Source organism: Marinospirillum sp., assembly GCF_044810985.1.
GTDB lineage: Bacteria > Pseudomonadota > Gammaproteobacteria > Pseudomonadales > Halomonadaceae > Marinospirillum.
On record NZ_CP085242.1, the window covers coordinates 344,303 to 361,543 of the forward strand.

General features: G+C 48.3%; 14 protein-coding genes. All 14 read left to right on the forward strand.

Annotated features, from left to right (window positions below; all coding sequences use genetic code 11):
* Positions 1-10: 10 nt before the first annotated feature.
* The 14 genes from LG323_RS01665 to LG323_RS01730 all read left to right on the forward strand — a co-directional run bounded on the left by LG323_RS01665 (position 11) and on the right by LG323_RS01730 (position 17,220).
* The gene (locus LG323_RS01665) at positions 11-970 is read left to right on the forward strand and encodes an EpsG family protein (protein ID WP_404418470.1); all 960 of its coding nucleotides are present in this window, start codon (positions 11-13) and stop codon (positions 968-970) included.
* Positions 967-2,103, forward strand: coding sequence for a glycosyltransferase family 4 protein (locus LG323_RS01670; RefSeq protein WP_404418472.1), 1,137 nt, complete (start codon positions 967-969; stop codon positions 2,101-2,103). Before LG323_RS01665 ends, LG323_RS01670 begins: the two co-directional genes overlap by 4 nt.
* A gap of 14 nt (positions 2,104-2,117) precedes the next feature.
* Positions 2,118-3,410: a Vi polysaccharide biosynthesis UDP-N-acetylglucosamine C-6 dehydrogenase TviB gene (tviB, locus tag LG323_RS01675; RefSeq protein ID WP_404418474.1), complete on the forward strand. Its 1,293-nt coding sequence runs from the start codon at positions 2,118-2,120 to the stop codon at positions 3,408-3,410.
* An 81-nt stretch (positions 3,411-3,491) separates the two neighbouring features.
* Positions 3,492-4,769 carry an exopolysaccharide biosynthesis polyprenyl glycosylphosphotransferase gene (locus LG323_RS01680; protein WP_404418476.1) on the forward strand — a complete coding sequence of 426 codons (1,278 nt, stop codon included), beginning with the start codon at positions 3,492-3,494 and terminating at the stop codon, positions 4,767-4,769.
* A gap of 146 nt (positions 4,770-4,915) precedes the next feature.
* Positions 4,916-5,722: a 3'(2'),5'-bisphosphate nucleotidase CysQ gene (cysQ, locus tag LG323_RS01685; protein WP_404418478.1), complete on the forward strand. Its 807-nt coding sequence runs from the start codon at positions 4,916-4,918 to the stop codon at positions 5,720-5,722.
* Positions 5,723-5,866: 144 nt separating this feature from the next.
* Positions 5,867-7,294: an MBL fold metallo-hydrolase gene (locus LG323_RS01690; protein ID WP_404418480.1), complete on the forward strand. Its 1,428-nt coding sequence runs from the start codon at positions 5,867-5,869 to the stop codon at positions 7,292-7,294.
* 193 nt (positions 7,295-7,487) lie between these two features.
* The gene (locus LG323_RS01695) at positions 7,488-7,739 is read left to right on the forward strand and encodes a helix-turn-helix domain-containing protein (RefSeq protein ID WP_404418481.1); all 252 of its coding nucleotides are present in this window, start codon (positions 7,488-7,490) and stop codon (positions 7,737-7,739) included.
* Positions 7,732-8,901, forward strand: coding sequence for a type II toxin-antitoxin system HipA family toxin (locus LG323_RS01700; protein WP_404418483.1), 1,170 nt, complete (start codon positions 7,732-7,734; stop codon positions 8,899-8,901). The genes LG323_RS01695 and LG323_RS01700 overlap by 8 nt, the downstream gene beginning before the upstream one ends.
* Before the next feature lie 147 nt (positions 8,902-9,048).
* Positions 9,049-10,707, forward strand: a complete 1,659-nt coding sequence (pgi, locus tag LG323_RS01705) for a glucose-6-phosphate isomerase (protein WP_404418485.1) — start codon at positions 9,049-9,051, stop codon at positions 10,705-10,707.
* Positions 10,704-11,975 (forward strand): nucleotide sugar dehydrogenase, encoded by a 1,272-nt coding sequence (locus tag LG323_RS01710; protein ID WP_404418487.1) that lies wholly within the window; start codon positions 10,704-10,706, stop codon positions 11,973-11,975. Before pgi ends, LG323_RS01710 begins: the two co-directional genes overlap by 4 nt.
* 84 nt (positions 11,976-12,059) lie before the next feature.
* Positions 12,060-12,920 carry a UTP--glucose-1-phosphate uridylyltransferase gene (locus tag LG323_RS01715; RefSeq protein WP_404418489.1) on the forward strand — a complete coding sequence of 287 codons (861 nt, stop codon included), beginning with the start codon at positions 12,060-12,062 and terminating at the stop codon, positions 12,918-12,920.
* Positions 12,921-13,005: 85 nt separating this feature from the next.
* Positions 13,006-14,778, forward strand: coding sequence for a lipid A export permease/ATP-binding protein MsbA (msbA, locus tag LG323_RS01720; protein ID WP_404418491.1), 1,773 nt, complete (start codon positions 13,006-13,008; stop codon positions 14,776-14,778).
* 26 nt (positions 14,779-14,804) lie between these two features.
* Complete coding sequence (locus LG323_RS01725) at positions 14,805-16,097, forward strand: O-antigen ligase family protein (RefSeq protein ID WP_404418493.1); 1,293 nt, start codon at positions 14,805-14,807, stop codon at positions 16,095-16,097.
* Positions 16,090-17,220: a glycosyltransferase family 4 protein gene (locus LG323_RS01730; protein WP_404418495.1), complete on the forward strand. Its 1,131-nt coding sequence runs from the start codon at positions 16,090-16,092 to the stop codon at positions 17,218-17,220. The genes LG323_RS01725 and LG323_RS01730 overlap by 8 nt, the downstream gene beginning before the upstream one ends.
* Positions 17,221-17,241 lie beyond the last annotated feature (21 nt).

The window sequence follows — 17,241 nt, forward strand, 5'->3', positions numbered from 1 at the left end:
GTGAGCTAAGTTGAGTATTCGTTTTTATAGTGCATTTGTTTTTTTATTTTCTTTACTTTTAGCTGCTGTAATGTGGCTTGCTAATGATACAGCTAAAGATAGGTCTAATTATATAAGCCACTTTAACGACCCATTTGGTGGCCGGCTCGAAATTGGCTTCAAGTACTATATGAATGCGTTTAATATGGCTGGCTTTTCTGCTGAAATTTCTATTGTAATTACCTGTGTTGTTATTTATTTGTTTTTTGCTGTAGTATGGCGAAAAATCATTGGCTTTAATTGGTTTATAACGCTTCTTATTCTTAATATAGTTGTTTTTGGGGTTTTCAATTACTACTTAGGGACATCTATAAGGATGGGTTTGGCGATTTCATTTGCTCTTTTTTGCAGTTTTATGTATTTGGAAGGTAAGAAAAGCTATTTCTATTTTTTGCTTTTAACGCCGCTCATTCATTATGGTGCGTTATTGTACGTTTTGATTTTTTTATGGGTCTATTTGTTCAGGAGTAGAAGCTTTTTGTTTCATGCTGTGTTTGTCGTTCTTGGGACTATTTTTCTGTTGATTTTATTTGATTTTATATTGCCTTATATTGGTCTTTCATCCTATTATATACAGTATTTCAATTCAGATTTTGGTCGAACGGAGCGTCTATTTCCTTTTACAATGGCTTACTCTCTTTCTTTGATAATGGTTATCATTTTCTCGTCTAATGAAGCGCGGCGTATTTCTCCTTTTTTGTATTATTTATCCATATATACTGTTCCTTTTTTGGTTTTTATTGTTTTCACAGGAAATCCCCTTTTTGCAAAAATGCTTATGCCTTTGGTTTTTATTAAGTCTGCTTTTTTGGTCTTGATTTATCGGGATTTGATCTATGATTCCAAGGCTAGCTCGCTTGTTGTTGCTGCCCTCCTTATGTTTAATGCTTTTTCAGTCTACTATGCACTTGTTATGTATCGATTGATATGATTTATTCAAATAGTTTTATTTTGCTTGCCAATTCGCCCTCTTCAGTTGTCAATTTCCGACTTGATTTAATCAAAGCTATTCAGACCAAAGGCCAGCAGGTGCATGTGGCTTGCCCGGGAATTCTTTCTGCTGCACATGAGCGGTTACTTTTACAAGAGTTGGGTGTTCAGGTGCATCACATTCCCATGAGCCGTGCAGGGCTAAACCCTTTTGCAGATTTGCGTACTTGCTGGGCTTTGTGGCATTTAATGCGCCACATTAAGCCAGTGCGGGTTTTGGGCTATACTATCAAGCCGGTGATTTGGGGCTCCTTGGCTGCTTTTTTGGCACGGGTGCCTCAACGTTTTGCCTTGATTAGTGGGTTGGGCTATGCCTTTGTAGAGGGTGGGGCAGTCAGTAAAAAGCGCGCTTTGGTTAAGCGTGCAGCGCAGTTTTTGTATCGCCTTGCCTTGAATCGTTGCCAGCGGGTGTTTTTTCAAAACCCAGATGATGAGGCGCTGTTTCGTGAGCTGGGTATTTTGAAAAAGGCTACGCCCTCAACAGTGGTCAAGGGTTCGGGCGTTAATCTTACTCATTTTGCGCCTGCTCCCTTACCAGAGAAACCAGCGTTTTTATTAATTGCCCGCTTGCTGATTGATAAGGGCGTGCGTGAATATGCCCAAGCTGCAGAACGTTTGAAAGCTCAGTATCCAGAGGCCCGCTTTATGCTGGTTGGTTATCTGGATGAAAACCCTGAATCCATTAAACAGGATGAATTGGATCGCTGGGTTGAGGGTGGTTTTATTGACTACCTGGGCAAGCTCAGTGATGTTCGCCCAGCTATGGCACAGGCTTCGGTTTTTGTTTTACCTTCCTATCGTGAAGGTACACCGCGCAGTGTCCTTGAGGCCTTGGCAATAGGCCGTGCGGTAATTACCACGGATACACCCGGCTGCCGTGAAACGGTGATTGATGGTGAGAACGGCTTTCTGGTGCAGCCTAAATCGGTTGATGAGCTAGCGATTGCCATGGAAAAGCTCATTCAAAATCCGCAACAGGTTAAAGCCATGGGTGAAGTGTCATTACACCGCGCCCGTGAAGAATTTGATGTGCATAAGGTGAATGCCGTTATGCTCCAGAATATGCAACTTTGATTTTAAGGAAAGGTATGTCTTCAGTTTTCACACTCAATGTTTCATCCTTGAAACTGGCCGTTATCGGTCTGGGCTATGTTGGCCTGCCCCTGGCTGTGGAGTTTGGCAAAAAACGCCCAGTGGTGGGCTTTGATATTGATACTGCCCGTATTGCTGAGCTGCAATCCGGTCATGATCACACCTTGGAAGTAGATGATGATGAGCTGAAAGAAGCCACTCATCTGAGCTATTCCGCTGATGTTGAGGCCTTGCGTGAGTGCACTTGCTTTATCGTGACGGTGCCCACACCCATTGATGCCTACAAGCGCCCGGATCTGACTCCTTTGATCAAGGCCAGCGAAATGCTGGGCCGGGTATTGAAGAAGGGCGATATCGTGATTTATGAGTCCACCGTCTACCCAGGGGCAACCGAGGAAGACTGTGTGCCGGTCTTGGAGCAGGTTTCTGGTCTGACGTACAACCAGGACTTTTTCTGCGGCTACAGCCCAGAGCGGATTAATCCCGGTGATAAAGAACATCGGGTGACCACCATCAAGAAGGTAACTTCAGGCTCCAATCCAGATATTGCCGATGTGGTGGATGCGCTCTACCGGGAAGTCATTATTGCGGGTACCCACAAGACCAGCAGTATTCGGGTGGCTGAAGCCGCCAAGGTGATCGAAAACACCCAGCGGGACGTTAATATCGCCCTGATTAATGAACTGGCGCTGATCTTTAACAAGATGAACATTGATACCCAAGCCGTGCTGGAGGCAGCAGGCACCAAATGGAACTTCCTGCCGTTTCGCCCCGGCTTGGTGGGCGGCCACTGTATTGGTGTTGATCCCTACTACCTGACTCACAAGGCTCAGTCCATTGGCTACCACCCGGAAATGATCCTGGCCGGGCGGCGCATCAATGATGGCATGGGGCAGTATGTGGTGTCTCAACTGGTCAAGGCCCTGCTGAAAAAGCGTATTCACGTGGATGGTGCGCGGGTTCTAATCCTGGGGCTGGCCTTTAAGGAAAACTGCCCGGATTTACGCAATACCCGCGTGGTGGACATCGTGGCCGAGCTTAAAGAATACGGTGTTCAGGTGGACATTTATGATCCCTGGGTGGATAAAAGTGAAGCAGAAGAAGAATACCAACTGACTCCCATCGAGCAACCCGAAACAGGCAGCTATGATGGCATCATCCTTGCCGTGGCCCATCATCAGTTTAAAGACCTGGGGGCTGAGGGCATTCGTCAGTTCTGCAAACCTGAAGCGGTACTTTACGATCTTAAGTATGTGCTGAACGCTGAAGAAGTGGATTTGAGGTTGTAAACCAGGCTATTGGTTGGAACCTTTTCTTCAAAAGCTGCGTTTCAGGTATACTGGCGCAGCTTTTTTGTTAATGGAGTCTTTGTGAAGCATCAATTTGAGCGACGCCATTCCCGTTGGTACGAACGCTTGCTTTTCAGTGTTGTGTTCCAGTTTCTGATCGGTGGTCTGCTGGTGGTTTTGTTCCCCGGTTGGCTGCGCTGGGAAGAAATCGTCACTTTGCAGCCATTTGAGGTGGTGCAGCGCAATACGCTTCTGGCCAACCTGGGTGCCTTTGTTATTATCTTTATTGCCCTGCGGCGCTTGCAGCGCTTTCCCGGTGCCCAGACTCTGGCCTATATTCTGCCGACCATTACTCTGGCTTACTTGATTGCTGTCGCCTTTCTCTTTTTCCTGCGCGAGGAATATGCTCGGCAGGTTCTGTTCCATTCTTTTGTTGTTGCCAATTTCTGGGCTTTTTTAGGCTATTACCTGGGGCGCAAGTACCGGGTGCCCAAGCTGGCGCTGGTGCCTTTTGGACGAGCCTTGGAGCTGGTGGATCGCAATAATGCGATGATCTTTTTGTTGGAAAGCCCGGATTTGGTAGGACGACGTTATGACGCCGTGGTTGCCGATCTTCATTCCAAGGATTTGCCCCCGGAATGGGAACGTTTTCTGGCGAGTTGCACCCTGGCTCATGTTCCCGTCTGGCATTTCAAGCAGGTGGGGGAATCCTTGTCGGGCCGGGTTCGCATTGAACACCTTTCGGAAAATGATTTTGGTTCTCTCTTGCCGCCCTTGTTTTACCTGGGTTTTAAGCGCCTGATTGATACTCTGGTTGCTTTGCTGCTTTTTCCTGTTCTTAGTCCAATCATGCTGCTCACGGCTTTTTTGATCAAGCTGGATTCTTGTGGGCCTGTTTTTTTCATTCAGGAACGGATGGGATACCGGGGCGTACCTTTTAAGGTTTATAAGTTTCGTAGCATGTGCAATAAAACCCGAGGAAAGGGCTTTACTGAAGGTGAAAACGACCCACGCATTACCCGTGTCGGGCGGGTGATTCGCAAATATCGCATTGATGAGTTGCCGCAGATTTTCAATGTGATCAAGGGTGAGATGAGCTTTATTGGCCCGCGCCCGGAGTCTCTGGAGCTATCCGATTGGTATGAAAAGGACGTGCCTTTTTTCAGTTACCGGCATGTGGTTCGGCCTGGTATTTCCGGATGGGCGCAGGTGATGCAGGGGTATGCAGCAGAAGTGGATGGCATGACAGAAAAGTTGCAGTACGATTTTTATTATATCAAGCACTTTTCCTTGTGGCTGGACGTTTTGATCGTCTTCAAAACCATTCGGACGATCCTGACCGGATTTGGGGCGAGGTAGCAGTTATCGCGCAGGGGACTGCGCTCCTACAGTGGGAGATCTGTTGGGGTTCTGTGGGAGCTCGCTCCGCGAGCGATAATCGCGCAGAGGACTGAGCTCCTACACTGAGAGCGATGATCGCGATGGAGAGGGCAAGGATAAAAAATATGACTTTGGATTTAAGTAGGCTGCAACCTGCTATTGAACAACTGGCCCGCAAAGCGGGACAGGTCATTATGGCCATCTATGCGCGGGATTTTTCCATTGCTGAAAAAGGGGATAAGTCGCCGCTGACCGAGGCTGATTCGGCTGCTCATCACCTGATTGTTCAGGGCCTGGAGGCTTTGGATACGGGCATTCCCATTTTTTCCGAAGAGGATTTGCAGGGGTTTTCCGGTGCCGATGACGAGGGGCGCTATTGGCTGGTTGATCCTCTGGATGGCACCAAGGAATTCATCAAACGTAATGGCGAGTTCACCGTTAATATCGCCTTGATTGAAAAGGGCGTGCCTGTGCTGGGAGTGGTGGATGCTCCGGCCTTGCAGAAAGCCTATTCAGCAGCGCAAGGTTTGGGTGCCAGTAAGCTGACTTATGATGACCAGGGCCAGGAAACCAGCCGTCAGCCCATCCAGGCTTGCCAACAAAAGCCCAGGCAATGGCGTGTTGTCGGTAGCCGCTCCCACACCAGTGAAGCCATGCAGGATTGGCTGCAACGCCTTGATGATTATACGATGCTGCCGATGGGCAGTTCGCTGAAACTCTGCCTGGTGGCGGAAGGCGAGGCCGATGTCTATCCACGCTTAGGGCCAACCTGCCTGTGGGATACTGGGGCTGCCCATGCCGTGGTTCTGGAAGCAGGCGGTCAGGTGACCACGCTGGAAGGTCAGCCGCTGGATTACAGTCATACTGCCGAAACCCTCAACCCTTGGTTCCTGGTGGTAGCCAACGACCTGCTGAAAGAGATCAAGAGCTGATTGTTACCCAGCGCCTACTGCAATCGGCCGCGGAGCGGCCTCCTACATTGTGGGAGCTTTGCTGGGGTTTTGTGGGAGCTTTGTTGGGTTCTGTGGGAGCTCGCTCCGCGAGTGATTAAAAATTTCAACTTACAAGGAGGTTTTATGTCTTTCCCCCAATTTCTTCATCACGGTGGCCGTTCTGGTGTAACCGGTTCCTGCCATGAGTTGATTGTTTCTGATGATGCATCCCTGCTGGTGGATTGTGGTTTGTTTCAGGGTGAGGATGAAGCGGCTGATATCTTTGAGCAGTTGCAGGTGGGCTTTGATATTTCCAGAATCAAAGCTCTGGTGGTGACTCATGTTCACATCGACCACATCGGGCGTTTGCCTTATCTATTGGCAGCGGGTTTTACAGGCCCGATTCTCTGTAGCCAGCCTTCCGCGCATTTGCTTCCTCTGGTGATTGAGGATGCCTTGCGGATTGGTTTTACCCGCAATCAGCAATTGATTGAGCGTTTTCAGGAGCAGGTGCAGAAACAGCTGGTTCCTCTGGATTACAAGCGTTGGTATCAGTTGGTGGATACCCCGGAGCTGGGAATGCAGGTGAAGTTGAAGCGGGCCGGGCATATTCTGGGTAGTTGTTATGTCGAGGTGGCGCTTAACTATAAGCAGGAAAAGCGCAAGGAGCGGGTGGTGTTTTCCGGTGATCTGGGAGCACCCTGGTCGCCCTTGCTGCCAGCGCCGCGTTCACCCTATAAATGCGACTACCTGGTTTTGGAAAGCACTTATGGTGATCGCTTGCATCAACACCGCCGTGACCGGGCCAGGCGTTTGCAAGGGGCCATTGAAAAAGCCCTGAGTAATGGCGGTACGGTGATGATTCCGGCTTTCAGTATTGGTCGCACCCAGGAGCTTTTATATGAGCTGGAAGGTTTGGCGCATGACAGCAAAGGGCTTTGGAAGGATCTGGAAATCATTGTTGATTCGCCCCTGGCATCGCGCTTTACTCAGGTTTATCGGCAGTTGAAGCCCTATTGGGATGCGGAAGCACAAAGACGTTTACGAGCCGGACGGCATCCCCTGAATTTTGATAACCTTTATACCGTTAACTCCCATGAGGAGCATGAAAACACTGTAGCCTACCTGGCGCGCTCCGGTCGTCCTGCAGTGGTGATTGCCGCCAGTGGCATGTGTGCCGGTGGTCGAATCGTCAATTACCTGAAAGCCCTGTTGGGTGATGAGCGCCATCAGGTGCTTTTTGTCGGCTATCAGGCCTCCGGCACACCGGGGCGTAAAATCCAGAAATATGGCCCTTCCGGCGGCTGGGTGGAGATGGATGGCCAGCGTTATACGATTCGGGCCGGTGTCGATACCATCAGTGGTTACTCGGCCCATGCTGACCAGAAGGATTTGGTGAATTTTATCAAACGCATGCGCCACTGGCCGAAACAGGTGCGCCTGGTGCATGGGCAACAGGAAGCCAGAGAAGCCTTGAAGGATGAAATTGAACAACTGTATCGCCAGCGGAAAGTATCGCACACAGAGTGCGCTCCCACTAGACTGCACTCCCAGGTTGAAGTGCTTTTATAAGAATAATCGGCCGCGGAGCGACCTCCTAGAGGTGGGGTTTGTTGTTAGGTCTTGCTGTAGGAGCTCGCTCCGCGAGCGATATTTTTGAGAATCGCGCAGGGGGCTGCGCTCCCAAAAAGAACAAAATACTTTTCAAATCTATTTTTTCAACCTATATTGATAAATATTTTGATCATTATTGATTGAGCTGATCATGGATTTTCTGGAGTTAGGTGGGCAGATTCGGGCCTTGCGCCGTGAACAGGGCTTCTCTCAGCAACAGCTGGCAGAGCATTTGCAGATATCGCGTGTCACTCTGAATAGTCTGGAAACAGGCCGAGCCGGAGATGTTGGGGTGCGTAAGGTGATCAAGGTGCTGGATTATTTGGGCCATGAACTGGCTATCCGAGAGAAATCCCCTTTCCCCACTTTGGAAGAGCTAAGAGAGCAAACCAAAGATGACTAGTTCAGCCAGCCAGGTTTTGGATGTTCGCGTTGCCGGTCGACCTGCTGGCCAGTTGTTTCGTGAGGATGGCCAACGGATCTTCATTTATCAGTCTGAAGATCCTGCGGATTTTGTTTCCCTGACGATGCCAGTGCGCAAACGGGATTATGTGCATCCTTGCTTGCACCCGGTATTCGAGATGCATTTGCCGGAAGGCTATTTGCTGGCGGTGATCAAGCGGCATTTCTCCAAGCTGGTCACTACAGATGATCTGGGGATTCTGGAGCTTCTGGCACCGGGCATTCGGGGGCGTTTGCACTATGGTGAAAGTGAAAAAGCTTCTGCTCCTTTATCCTTGAGCGATCTTCTTCAGCCCAGCCATGCAGGCCTGTTTGAAGAGTTGGTTGAGCGCTTTGCTTTGCAATCCGCTTTAAGTGGTGTGCAGCCCAAGGTGCTGGCTCGCGTTGAAGACAAGGCTGCGCTTAGCCTGGATGATTATATAGTCAAGGCCTGGGGGGAGGATTACCCGCAGCTGGCTCTGAATGAATATTGGTGTATGCGGGTGGTCCAGGCCGCTGGTATTCCTGTGCCAGACTTTTATCGCTCTGATGACGACCGTCTGTTTATCATGAAGCGCTTTGATTTAAAGGCTTCTGGCGAGGCACTGGGTTTTGAGGATTTTTGTGTTTTGCAGGGGCGGAAACGGGATGACAAGTATGAGGGAAGTTACGAGCAGTTGGTCAAAACCCTGAAGACGTTTGTCTCGCCTGCTTATAAGAGAGAGTCTTTGCAGCAGCTTTTCAAGTTGTTGGTGCTGAACAATCGCTTGCAGAATGGTGATGCTCACTTGAAAAACTTTGCGGTAGTCTACGAGGATATTCAGCATATTCGCCTGGCACCGGCTTATGATGTCGTCAGTACCACAGTTTACATTCCCAGTGATGTATCTGCCTTGACATTGATGGGGAGTCGCAAATGGTGGGGTAAAAAACACCTGTTACGCTTTGGAGTGCAGGTTTGTGATTTGACTCGCCATCAGGCTGAAAATCTTTATGCTGAATGTGAAGTGGCTTTAGCTAAGGTCAGTGAAGAAGTTGCCATTCAGCTGGAAAAAGAAACCCACCCTGATAAGATTCGAATTCTGAATCACCTGCTGTTCTTGATGGTGGAGTCTCATAAGTAGGAGCTTTCTGTGGGAGCTCGCTCCGCGAGCGATATTTTTGAGAATCGCGCAGGGGACTGCGCTCCCACAAGGGCTGCGCTTCCATAGTTGGAGGTTGTTGTAGGAGCTCACTCAGTGAGCGATCGTTAGCTATTAATCAGGAAGTTTATGTCTCAGGAATTGTTAACCCGGCGCCGTGCCTTTACTGAGTTACAGGCCTTGGCTGAACAGCAAAAACCTCTGGTGGATTTGTTCAGTGATGATCCCCGGCGGGCGGAAAAGATGACGGTGGCTGCCGGTTCTTTGACGCTGGATTTCAGTAAGCAGCGGGTAACACCTGAGGTGTTGAAAACCCTGGAAAAGCTGGCGCTGGAGGTGGATTTGCCGGGGCGTATTGCTGCGCTCTTTGCCGGTGAAAAGGTGAATCTGAGCGAAGACCGGGCTGCACTGCATACGGCCTTGCGCGCTCCCTCCGGTAAGCGCCCAGCAGGTCTTGAGGCGGTGGATGAGCAGCTGGAGCGGATGGCTGCTCTGGTGGAGAAGGTACAATCCGGTGTCTGGCGTGGGTTTTCCGGTAAACGCATCACCGACGTGGTGAATCTGGGTGTGGGCGGCAGTGATCTGGGGCCTTTGATGGTGACTCAGGCGCTGCGCGAGTATACCCGACCTGAAGCAACGCATTTGAAGGTGCATTTTGCTTCGACCATTGATGGCAGTCAGTTATTTGATTTGCTGGCGCATTTGAATCCGGAAACCACGCTTTTTACGATTTCGTCCAAGTCGTTCACCACCATCGATACCCTATCCAATGCCGATACGGTACGGGCCTGGCTGGGTGGTTATTGCCCGGATTCCGAGCTGCTGCATCGCTGTCATTTTGTAGGGGTTTCGGCTTCAGCGGAAAAGATGACCGCCTGGGGCCTGCCGGAAGCGAATCAGCTGTATTTCTGGGACTGGGTCGGCGGGCGTTTTTCGCTTTGGGCGACCATTGGTCTGCCGATTGCTCTGGCTCTGGGTATGCCGGTGTTCCGCGAACTGCTGGCTGGTGCCCATGAACTGGATGAGCATTTCCGTTCTGCCCCGCCCCTGGAAAACCTGCCGATGTTGCTGGCGCTGCTGGGGGTATGGAATGTTAATTGCCTGGATATCCGTGCCCATGCCATTTTGCCCTATGACGGGCGTTTGAAGTATTTCCCTTCTTACCTGGAACAGCTGGAAATGGAAAGCAACGGCAAGTCAGTCACCCGTGAAGGGGTGCCGCTGGATTATGCCACCTGCCCGGTGCTCTGGGGTGAAATCGGGGCCAATGCCCAACATGCTTTTTACCAGTTGTTGCATCAGGGCACCCAGGCGGTGGCTTCGGACTTTATTATTGCCGCCAGCCGCTATGAGAGCATGAAGGATTCAGCCCACTATGAATCTCTTATGACCCAGCACGAATTGAATATTGCCAACTGCCTGGCCCAATCGCGGGTGCTGGCCTTGGGCAATGCTGCGGTGGATCCCACCGATAACCCTTTTCGACATTATCCCGGTAACCAACCTTCTTCCAGCCTGGTGGTGGATTCCTTGAATGCGCGTTCTCTGGGCGCTTTGATCGCCTTGTATGAGCATAAGGTTTATGCCCAGGCCTGCCTTTGGGGGATCAACCCTTTTGACCAATGGGGCGTCGAGCTGGGTAAGCAGGTGGCCAAGGAGTTGTTGCCGTATTTGAATAATGTAGGAGCTCGCTCTGCGAGCGATAATCGCGCAGGGGACTGCGCTCCCACAATGGATTCCTCTACCCTTAATCTTTCAAAACTGATTCAGGGAGGAAGCAACCAATGAAAATCCTGATTCTTGGCGAAGACCTGGTGGCCTGGACTCTGGCAGCTGCTTTGGGTTCGACCGGTTGCAGTGTGCGTATGACTGTCAGCGAACTGCCGGGTGCGGCCAGTGAAGAGGTGGAGCCGGATTTGTCACGGCTGCTGGATCAGCAACTGGAAAACGGGCGTTTGCAGTTGGCTTTCGGGTTCAATAAGAATGACAGCAGCGCTCTGGATTTATTGATTGATGCCCGGGATTTTTCCAGTCAGGAAGAGCTCCTGGCGGTGGTGCAAAAAACAGGTTTCCCGCGCCTGGTGGCTCTGGTGCAGCCGGTTCCCCTGGGCACAACGGATATTTTGCAGGAACAATTGAATGGTCTTTCCAGCCAGCCACCCCAGGTGGTTTTCTGGCCCAATTTTATTCAATCCGGTCGTGCCCTGGAAAGTTTTACCCGTGTTGAGCAGCTTTTGCTGGGTAGTCGCGATGCCTGGGCTACACGCCAGATCAAACGCCTGATGCAACCCTTTAACCGCAGTCTGGACCGCTTTCGGGTGATGAGCCCCAGAGAAGCGGAACTGACCAAGGTGGCGATTAACGGTATGCTGGCCACCCGTGTGAGTTTTATGAATGAGCTGGCCCAGTTGGCGGAACGTCAGGGTATCGACATTGAAGCTGTGCGCCAGGGTATGGGGGCCGACTCGCGGATTGGTTTTCAGTATCTGTATCCGGGTTGTGGTTTTGGTGGCGAAGCTTTTCTGCAGACGCTGGAGCAGTTGAATACAGAGCTGTCGGCCAGTCGCACCGCAGATCAGGGGCTTTTGACCAGTGTGCAGACCATCAACAATCAGCAAAAAGACCTGCTGTTTCAGAAGCTGTGGCGTTTTTATAAAGCCAACCTGGCCGGTAAAAAAGTGGCTCTTTGGGGCTGTTCTTTCAAGCCCAACACGTCCAGTGTTTCCGGCAGCCCGGCTTTGCACCTGATTGAAGCACTGCTGGCTCATAATGTGGAAGTGGTGGCCTATGACCCACGGGCACTGCCAGCGGTACAGAAACATTTTGCCGGTGAGGTAGGCCTGAGTGTGGCGGCTTCACCGGAAGCGGCGGCAGTGGGTGCTGATGCCATTCTGGTGGTCACGGAATGGAAAGAGTTCTGGAACCTGGATCTGGCTTCAATTCAGTCACGAATGAAAAAGCCTTTACTGCTGGATGGACGTAATATCTACAACCCCGAAGAACTGGCCGAACAGGGCTGGGTTTATTCCGGCGTTGGGAGAGGGCAAGTTGTTTGAATTGTGGGAGTTTTCTGTGAGAGCTCACTCTGTGAGCGATGGGTTGTAAATAATTTTTAACTATATAGAAAGCTTGGAGTTTTCATGTCTTCAAAACTGCGTAAAGCCATTATCCCTGTAGCCGGTTTGGGAACCCGTTTGTTGCCTATCAGCAAGGCGATTCCCAAGGAAATGGTGCCGGTGGTGGATCGCCCTTTGATTCAGCATGTGGTGGAAGAAGCTTTGGCAGCCGGTTTGAATGAAATCATTCTGGTGACCCGCAGTGGCAAGTCAGCGGTGGAAGATCATTTTGATGGTCATTATGAGTTGGAAGCCGAGTTGGAGAAGAAAGGCAAAACTGCGCTCTTGGAAACTCTGCGAGCCATAGCGCCTCCCGAGCTGAAAATCACCAGTGTGCGTCAGGATCGCGCTCTGGGTCTGGGGCATGCCATTTACTGTGCGGCTTATCTGGTGCAGCCGGATGAACCCTTTGCCGTGATTCTGCCGGATGTGCTGGTTAAACCCCAAGCGGGTGAAACGGGCGGTGATCTTGAGTCAATGGTGAAAGCTTTTGAAGCTCGCAAGGCCGTCCAGATCATGGTGGAAGAAGTGCCTATTGAGCGGGTTGATCAGTATGGTATTGTGGATTGCCAGGGTGTTGAGCTGGCTGCGGGGGAATCAACCGCTATTACTTCGCTGGTGGAAAAGCCGAAACCTGAAGCTGCGCCCAGTCGTCTTTCGGTTATCGGTCGTTATATCCTGCCCGGTGAAATCATGCCGGTACTGGGGCGCACTCAGCCAGGGGCCGGTAATGAAATCCAACTGACGGATGCGATTGCAGAAATCATTCAGCAGGGCCATGCAGTGGAAGCCTGGCGGATGCAGGGCCGTACTTTTGACTGTGGACATATTCAAGGCTGGTTGCAGGCCAATCAAGCTCTGGGTCAGGAAGCTGGCTTGCTGTGACATCCTGCCGCAGTTTCAAGACAAGCAAGCGACAGAAAGGTTACAATGGCCGTTTTTGCTATTTTCATTGACTGTGAGAGTTTAAGTGACAAACAAGCAAGAACCCACGAAAAAAGAGGCCAGTAGCTGGGCTTCCTACAAGCGTCTATTAAAGTATGTGCGTCCTTACTGGCCGATTTTTCTGTTGTCTGTTCTGGGTTATGCCATTTATGCAGGCTCCAGTACGGCCTTTGCACACATCCTGAAAATGCTGGTGGATTCCATTGAGCAGGGTATGGAAGACAAGCGTTTGTTCTTCCCTTTGGTTGTTGTGGGGATTTTTGCGTTACGCGGGGTGGGTACTTTTCTGGGCACCTACTTTATGGCACACATCGCCAGGCAACTGGTGCATCATCTGCGTATGGATCTGTTCAAGAGTTTCCTGGTACTGCCGGCGCGTTTTTATGATCAACACTCTTCCGGGCACCTGGTTTCCCGCCTGACTTATAATGTTGAACAGGTCACAGGTGCTGCCACTAAGGCCGTTACCGTACTTTTGCGTGAAGGTCTGTTTGTTATTGGTCTGATGGGCTATCTGCTCTGGACCAACTGGGCGTTGGCACTGATTTTTGTCGCTGTGTCCCCTGTTATTGGTTTGACCGTCAATTATGCCAGTAAGCGTTTTCGCAAGCTCAGTCGCCGGATTCAGAACTCCATGGGGGATGTAACCCATGTGGCTTCGGAAGCCATCAGTGGCTATCGGGTGGTGCGCAGCTTTGGTGGCAGTGATTTCGAATATCAGAGATTCAGCAAAGCCAGTGATTACAACCGCCGCCAGGCGATGAAAATGGCTTTGACCAAAGCAGTCAATACCCCTGTAGTGCAATTGATTGTTGCTGCTGCCTTGGGCTTTCTGGTCTGGCTGGCTCTTTCCCCGGAGTTGATGGGGAATATGACCCCTGGTGAGTTCATTGCTTTTTTGACAGCTGCTTCTTTAATGGCCAAACCCCTGCGTCAGCTGACTGAAATCAACAATGAAATTCAAAAAGGTCTGGCGGCAGCCCAGGATGTTTTTGTGTTTCTGGATATGCCCGCAGAGCCGGATACAGGCACTAAAACCCTGCAAAGAGCCCAGGGCGAAGTGGTCTTCGAGCAAGTGAGTTTTCGTTATGGAGATGACCAGCCTCTGGCACTGAAGAAGATCAACTTTCATGTTAAACCCGGTGAAATGATTGCTCTGGTTGGGCGTTCAGGCAGTGGCAAGTCAACCCTGGCCAGCCTGATTCCACGCTTTTACGAGGTTTCGGAAGGTCAGATTCTTCTGGATGGAATACCAGTTCAGGAATTGACTCTGACCAGCCTGCGCGAACAGATTGCCATCGTGACTCAGCAGGTCACGCTTTTTAATGACACCCTGGCTGCGAATATTGCTTACGGTATGAAGGAGCCTTCCCGCGAGCAAATCGAAGCAGCAGCCAAGGCCGCCTATGTCATGGATTTTGTTGATAAGCTCCCTGATGGCCTGGATACTTTGGTGGGCGATAACGGCGTACTGCTGTCGGGTGGACAGAGACAACGGATTGCCATTGCCAGGGCCATCCTCAAGGATGCACCTATACTAGTACTGGATGAGGCCACTTCTGCATTGGATACCGAATCCGAGCGCTATATCCAAAAGGCACTGGAGTACGTCATGCAGGACAGAACTACTTTTGTGATTGCACATCGCCTCTCAACCATAGAAAATGCGGACCGAATTCTGGTGGTATCGGAGGGTGAGATAACTGAGGAAGGTAGCCATGAAGAACTGATTGGTCAGAATGGAATCTACGCCCAGCTGCACCAGATGCAATTTCATGAGCAAGTAACACCACAATGATTAATAAAAAAAGTGTAGATTCCTATATGTATAAAGGAAAAATAGAGGCATTGAGATTGCTTGTTATATTCCTTTATTCTTTGTATTTGTTTTTGTATTTCTCAATGCTTGAAGACCCGGTGGCTTTGGAGTATTTGATATATCTTCTTGGGATTATATACTTTGTTTCTAACTTAAAGTCTAATTTTAGCTTGGTTTTTAGAACCCCACCATTTTACTTTGTGGTTGCTGTAGGTGTTATTCCATTACTAAGCTGGACTTTTATGTTTATTCAAAGACCAGAACTAAATGCACAAATGTTAGGTCTTAGAGAATACCTTCGTTATGTGTTTTTATTGCCGCTGGCTTTGATACTCAAAGGAGAGTTTAAGTGGGTCATGGCAATAGTTCTTTCGTTTATTGCAGGGGTTTTTATTGCACCATGGTCGCCTGGCGCTGAAAATAATCTATTAAATTCTCTGGATGGACAAAGACTAGCGTTCCACCTTAATCCGATAAGAGCAGGTTTGATCTTATCGGTTGCTTTGTTTTTTATGGTTTTTGTTGTTGTTGACATATTGGAAAAAAGTTCAACAAAATTCAAATTTTTAATAGCGCTTTCTTTTAGCTCTTATTTTTTTGTAATGATACTGTATACGCAGTCAAGGACAGCTCTTTTATCAGTGCTTATTAGTATTTCTTTGATATTTGTTTTATCAGTTTTTAGTGAAGGCGTGGCGTTCTTTAAAAAATGGATAAAACATATTTCTATTAGTATTTTTATATTGGCTCTGCTCGGCGCTATTTTAGCAAATGGTTTAGGTTTAATTAATAAAACTCTACCAGAACTTCAGATGCTATGGGGGGTTGTAACTGGAGATATAAAGGCAGTGCCCGATACCAGTTGGGGTTACCGCATACAGATGTGGTCTCTAGGACTTGAAGGTATATTGGAAAGACCGCTTTTGGGTTGGGGGAACATGGGTGGTGAACTTATTATAAGCCTATCAGGTAATGAATACTTCCAAAGACAGTTTGATCAATTACACAGCTCATATATTGAGCTGTCAGTACGCTATGGCGTTTTTTATACCTTAATTGTATGGTGGTTTTTTATCTGGGCTTTATTGAAGTGTTTTGGATTATATAGATTTAGGAAATTAACATCAGGGCTTTTTTATTCCCTCTCGCTTATTTTGGTATTCTATTTTGTTGCCAATTTTTTCGGTTCCTTTTTGATTAGGTCAGATACTGAAAGACTATTCACAATTGTTTTTGGAATCGTTCTCTCATATTTTTATAAGTTTAGTGAACAAGATGGAGCTGCAAATCATGCCTAAGGTTGCAATTGTTACAAGTGGATATCCAATGGTTTCTGAAACTTTTGTGATTAGGCATGTTGAATTTCTTTTTGATGGTAATACAGTAATTGTTGCCAGATCATTTGATAGCTCGTTTTCTGAAAACAATAAGCAGCGCCCAATTTTTTCCTATAGTGAATCAAGATTGGTTAAATTAATACGGCCAATTGTAAACAAAATTCTAGGAAGGCCTTATAACTCTGTTATTTTTGGTAATAAGAGAGGTTTAAAAAAATTTATTCTTGATAATGAAGTTGAGTGTATTATTGCTGAGTTTGGACATTTGGCAGGAGTGTTTTCGGATGTGGCCAAAGAAATGGATATCCCATATTTTATTTATTTTAGGGGTAGTGATGCATCCTCAGGAATAAGAGTTAAGAGAAAATTGAAGTTGTATAAAAGTGTTGTCAAATCATCTGCAGCAGTATTTTCTGTTTCTAACTCATTACTAAACAACCTAAAAAGCTCTGGGGTTGTGCTGCCCAAGTGCTATATAATTCCAAGTGGAGTTGATACAGATTTATTTAAGCCGTCAATAAAAGATCCAAATAAAATTTTATATGCCGGTCGTTTTGTTGAAAAAAAGCAGCCGTTATTTATAATTAGGTCATTTTCTGAAATTGTCAGTAGTTTTCCAGACTCAAAGCTATACATGATTGGTAGTGGTCCTCTTCTTACAGAAGCTAAAAAGTTGGCATATGAGCTTGGTATTGAAAATAATATTATTTTTTTAGGCTCCCAGCCTCACTCTGAAGTTGCATCTCATATGGCAGACACCAGTATTCTTATTCAACACTCAGTTACTGATAAGAAAGGAGCAACCGAAGGTTTGCCTTCAATTATTCAAGAAGCGATGTCTTCAGAAGTTGTAGTGATTGGAAGCAAGCATGCTGGAATTCCAGAAGCTATCGATGACCAAATTAATGGATTTCTAGTTGAAGAGTACTCTCAAGAAGAGCTTGTAGCTACTGTTTTAAAACTCTTTTATGATAGGTCACTTATTTCATGTATAGGAAAAAATGCGCGCCGCACTGCTCTAGAAAAATTTGATAGGAAAATAATTATTAAAAAAACCGAGTCTAAAATTAAGCTTCACATGTAGCTTTATTTATAGTTTTTTGGA